Source organism: Microbacterium sp. 69-10 (assembly GCF_001897945.1).
Taxonomy (GTDB): Bacteria; Actinomycetota; Actinomycetes; order Actinomycetales; family Microbacteriaceae; genus Microbacterium.
Genome location: NZ_MKRT01000001.1, coordinates 65,099 through 69,573 on the forward strand (window position 1 = coordinate 65,099; position 4,475 = coordinate 69,573).

General features: G+C 70.2%; 4 protein-coding genes. 3 read left to right on the forward strand and 1 reads right to left on the reverse strand.

Features of this window, described 5'->3' with window-relative positions; translation table 11 throughout:
- Together BGN97_RS00350 and BGN97_RS00355 are read left to right on the forward strand one after the other, a co-directional pair.
- A partial coding sequence (locus BGN97_RS00350) for an ABC transporter permease (protein ID WP_292697009.1) occupies window positions 1-428 on the forward strand: 428 nt, incomplete at its 5' end.
- Between the two features lie 176 nt (window positions 429-604).
- Complete coding sequence (locus BGN97_RS00355) at window positions 605-1,192, forward strand: nitroreductase family protein (protein ID WP_292697012.1); 588 nt, start codon at window positions 605-607, stop codon at window positions 1,190-1,192.
- Window positions 1,193-1,307: 115 nt separating this feature from the next.
- Here BGN97_RS00355 and BGN97_RS00360 read toward each other — a convergent pair whose 3' ends face one another.
- A complete protein-coding gene (locus BGN97_RS00360; RefSeq protein ID WP_292697182.1) occupies window positions 1,308-3,098 on the reverse strand; it encodes a glycoside hydrolase family 15 protein in 1,791 nt (596 codons plus the stop codon).
- Between the two features lie 81 nt (window positions 3,099-3,179).
- Between BGN97_RS00360 and BGN97_RS00365 the strand changes: the two genes are divergently transcribed.
- Window positions 3,180-4,475 (forward strand): glucose-6-phosphate dehydrogenase (locus BGN97_RS00365; protein WP_292697015.1); only part of this gene is annotated, 1,296 nt, incomplete at its 3' end.

Sequence of the window (4,475 nt, forward strand, 5' to 3'; positions counted from 1 at the left end):
CGGGGCAGAACCAGCTGCTCGCGGGCATCGGTGCACCGGTGCTGTGGTTCGCGGTCTTCTTCCTGTTCGGCTTCATCCTGCTCGCGTCGCTCTACTCCGGTGCCGCCGCGATGGTGTCCAGGCAGGAGGACATCGGCTCGACCACGATGCCGCTGATGATGCTGGTCATGGCGCCGTACATCCTCGTGATCATCTTCAACGACAACCCGCTGGTGATGACGATCCTGTCGTACATCCCGTTCTCGGCCCCGGTGGCGATGCCGGTGCGGCTGTTCGTCGGCGAGGCGCAGTGGTGGGAGCCGCTGCTGAGCCTGGCGCTGCTGCTGGCCGCGTGCGTGGGCGCGATCCTGATCGGCGCGAAGATCTACGAGAACTCGCTGCTGCGCATGGGCGCCAGGGTCAAGCTCGGGGAGGCACTGCGCGGCTGACCCTTCGTCTCGCTCCGCTCGCTCAGGGGCCGGGTTCCAGCTCCGGTTCCGGTCCCTGAGCGAGGAGCGCAGCGACGAGACGAAGGGATGCGGGAATATGCACGCGCATAGACTGGTTGTGCCAGCAGGACGATGAGGTCCGACAGCATCCGCACCACCTGAAAGGCCTCATCCAGATGAGCACTCCTGTCCTCGACCGCACCGCCCAGACCGAGCACCCCGTCCTCGACGTGCTCGCCGATCGCTGGAGCCCGCGCGCGTTCGACGCCGAGACCCCGATCGACGAGGCCAAGCTCGCCTCCGCCCTCGAGGCCGCCCGCTGGTCACCCAGCGCCAACAACATGCAGCCCTGGCGCTTCATCGTCGCTCGCCGCGGCAGTGCGCTGCACGAGGGCATCCACGCCGCCCTGATGGGCTTCAACCAGGCCTGGGCCGGAAACGCGGCCGTGCTGATCGTGGCCGTCGCCGAGACCGCCACCGAGGACGGCACCCCGATCACCCACGCCGTCTACGACCTCGGCCAGTCGATCGCGCACCTCTCCGTGCAGGCGCACCACGACGGCCTGCTCGTGCACCAGATGAGCGGCTTCCTGCCCGAGCAGATCCGTGAGCTCGCGGGACTGGACGAGCGCTTCGCCCCGATGACCGTCCTCGCCCTGGGCGAGCTCGGCGACATCGACGCCCTGCCCGAGGTGCTCGCGCAGCGCGAGACCGCGCCGCGCGTGCGCCGCCCGATCGGCGACACGGTGCTGCTCAGCGCCTGACCCGCTTCCCGGGCACGCCCCGGACCAGGAGGATCGCCGAGAACAGGATGCTCTGCGCAGCATCCGTCCTGTTCTCGGCGATCCTTCTGCTTTCGGCGCGACGATGCACCCCGCATCACCGCGGCCGGTGCTCCGTCCTCATCAGGGCATCCGCCGCCCGCACCAGGGCGAGATGCGAGAACGCCTGCGGAGTGTTCCCGACCTGACGCTCCTGCACCGGGTCGTACTCCTCCGACAGCATCCCCACGTCGTTCCGCAGCGCGCACAGCCGGTCCATCAGCTCCTGCGCCTCGTCGTCGCGGCCGGTCACCGCGTACTGCTCCACCAGCCAGAACGAGCAGGCCAGGAACGGGCTCTCATCCCCCGCCAGACCGTCGACGCCCGTGCCGGTGCGATACCGGTGGAGGAGTCCGTCGTGCATGAGCGTCTGCTCGATCCGCTCGACGGTCCTCAGCATCCGCGGATCGTCCGGCGCGCAGAATCCCACCTGCGGGAGCAGCAGCAGTGACGCGTCCACCTCGCTGCTGCCGTAGTACTGGGTGAAGTACCCGTCGGTCACACCGCCGTGGTCGATCTCGGAGCGCAGCCGGTCGCGCAGCTCACGCCAGCGCTGCACGGGCCCGTCCAGGCCGAACTCCTCGACCGCCCGCACGCCGCGGTCGAACGCGGCCCACATCATCACGCGGGAGTGCGTGAACATGTGCGGGTCGCCGCGGATCTCCCACAGCCCCTGGTCCGGCCGCTCGAGCTGCTCGGCGGCGAAGCGCAGCAGCTGCCGCTCCAGCGGCCAGGAGAACTTCGACTCCTCCAGTCCAGCCGAGCGCGCGGCAGACAGCGTCACCAGCACCTCGCCCACCACATCGGCCTGGTACTGCGCGGCGGCGCCGTTGCCGATGCGCACCGGGGCGGATGCCGCGAAACCGGGCAGCCAGTCGACCTCGCGCTCGGTCAGGTCGCGCTCGCCGGCCAGTCCGTACATGATCTGCAGGTCGGCCGGGTCGCCCGCGACCGCTCGCAGCAGCCACTCGCGCCACCTGTCGGCGAGAGCGAGGAAGCCGTGGTCGAGCAGCGCCTCCAGCGTGAGCGCGGCGTCCCGCAGCCACACGTAGCGGTAGTCCCAGTTGCGCTCGCCGCCGAAGTCCTCGGGCAGTGACGTCGTCGCCGCCGCCGCGATGCCGCCCGTCTCATGGTTGGTGAGCGCGCGCAGGATCAGCAGCGACCGCACGACCACGTCATGGTGCCGGCCGTCATGCTCGATCGTGTCGGCCCAGTCCTGCCACCAGGCCCTGGTGCGCTCCAGCTCGGCGTCGACGTCGAGCGGCTCCGGCACGTCCAGGTGCGAGGGGAACCACGTCAGCTGCAGGTCCCGCACCTCCCCGGCCACGACCGTGAGGTCGCCGCGATGCTCATGATCCACGGCCTTCACCGCCGCGCCACGCAGCGCGAGGGCATCCGGACCCGCCATCGCCACCAGCCGCGGGTGGTGGGCGCTGCCGGTCTGCCGCACCCACGGCATCGCCCGCGCGTAGTCGAAGCGGATGCTGATCCGCTGCTCCAGGTGCATCGTGCCCTGCACGCCGACGACACGGCGGACGAGGTCGGTGCGCCGGATGTCGACAGCGGCGTCGGGATCGATGGGCATGAAGTCGTGCACCTCCGCCACGGCATCCGCGCTCTCCCACCGCGTGATCAGCACGAAGGTGTCGTCGTCGTAGCGGCGCGTGACCGTGGCATCCGGATCGGCGGGGCGCAGCGACCACCTGCCGTGCGAGTCGTCTCCGAGCAGCCCGCCGAACGTGCTGGCGGAGTCCAGACGCGGAAGGCAGAGCCAGTCGATGCTCCCCTCCCTCGAGACCAGCGCCGCGGTGCGGCAGTTGCTCAGCAGGGCATAGTCTTCGATCCGCATGGCCACGCCCGCAGTCTCGCACTCGCGCCATGCCGAATCCAGCCCCTTGCTTTCGGGGTGCGTGGGACTAGCGTCGATCTCATGCCGACCACCACGCTCTACATCCTCGGCGCCTCCGGCGACCTCACCTCCCGTCTGCTGCTGCCGTCGCTGGCGTCGCTGCTGTGCAAGGAGCCGAAGCGCCGCGTCGCGCTGCGCGGTTCGGGTACGGAGGACTGGGATGCCGGCACCTGGCGCTCAGCCGTCGAGAAGGCGTTCGCCGATTCGCCGCAGGCGCTGGAGCACGTCGACATCGCCGACTACGTGAAGGCGGACGTGACGGATGCCGACGACGTCGCCTCGCTGGTGAAGGGCCTCGGCCCCTCGACGGTGCTCTACTTCGCCCTGCCGCCTGCCGTCACCGCGGCCGCGATTGACGCCATGGAGGGCCTCACGTTGCCGGAGGGCACCATCCTGGCGATGGAGAAGCCGTTCGGCGAGGACGAGGCCTCCGCTCGCGAGCTGAACAGCAAGCTGCTGGCGCTGGTGCCCGAGCAGCAGATCTTCCGCGTGGACCATTTCCTGGGCAGGTCGACGCTGCTGAACCTGCTGGGGGTGCGCCTGGCGAACCGCATCTGGGAGCCGGTGTGGCGGGCCGAGCACGTGCAGCAGGTGCTGATCCGCTTCGACGAGAGCGTGGCACTCGAAGGCAGGGCCAGGTACTACGACAAGGCCGGCGCCATGATCGACATGATCCAGAGCCACCTGCTGCAGGTGATGGCCCTGGTGGCGATGGATCCGCCCTCCACCCTCGGCGAGCGCGACCTGCGCGATGCGAAGGCGGCCGTGCTGCGCGCCACGCACGTGATGGGCGACGACCCGGCGACGGCGTCGCGACGCGCCCAGTACACGGCCGGTACGCAGGGCGACCGGAAGCTGCCCTCGTACCGCGACGAGGAGGGCGTGGACCCGGACCGGCAGACCGAGACGCTGGCCGAGGTCACCTTCGAGATCGCCAGCGACCGCTGGGCGGGCGTGCCGTTCGTGCTCCGCTCCGGCAAGGCCCTGGACCGCAAGCACTCCGAGATCGTGGTGACCTTCAAGCCCGTGCGGCATGTGCCGCCGGGGCTGAACGGCACCCCGGTCGACGGTGGCAGGCTGACGTTCTCGCTCGGTCCCGACGAGATGCACCTGCGGCTTCACGTCACCGGCGGCGACGATCCGTTCGCACTGCGGCACGAGGACCTGGTGGCCGACCTCGGCGAAGGCCAGCAGCGTTCCTACGAGGAGGTCCTGGACGAGCTGCTCGACGGCGATGTGGCGCTGTCGGTGCGCGCCGACGAGGCCGAGGAGTGCTGGCGGATCATCCAGCCGATCCGGGATGCGTGGGCGGCGAAG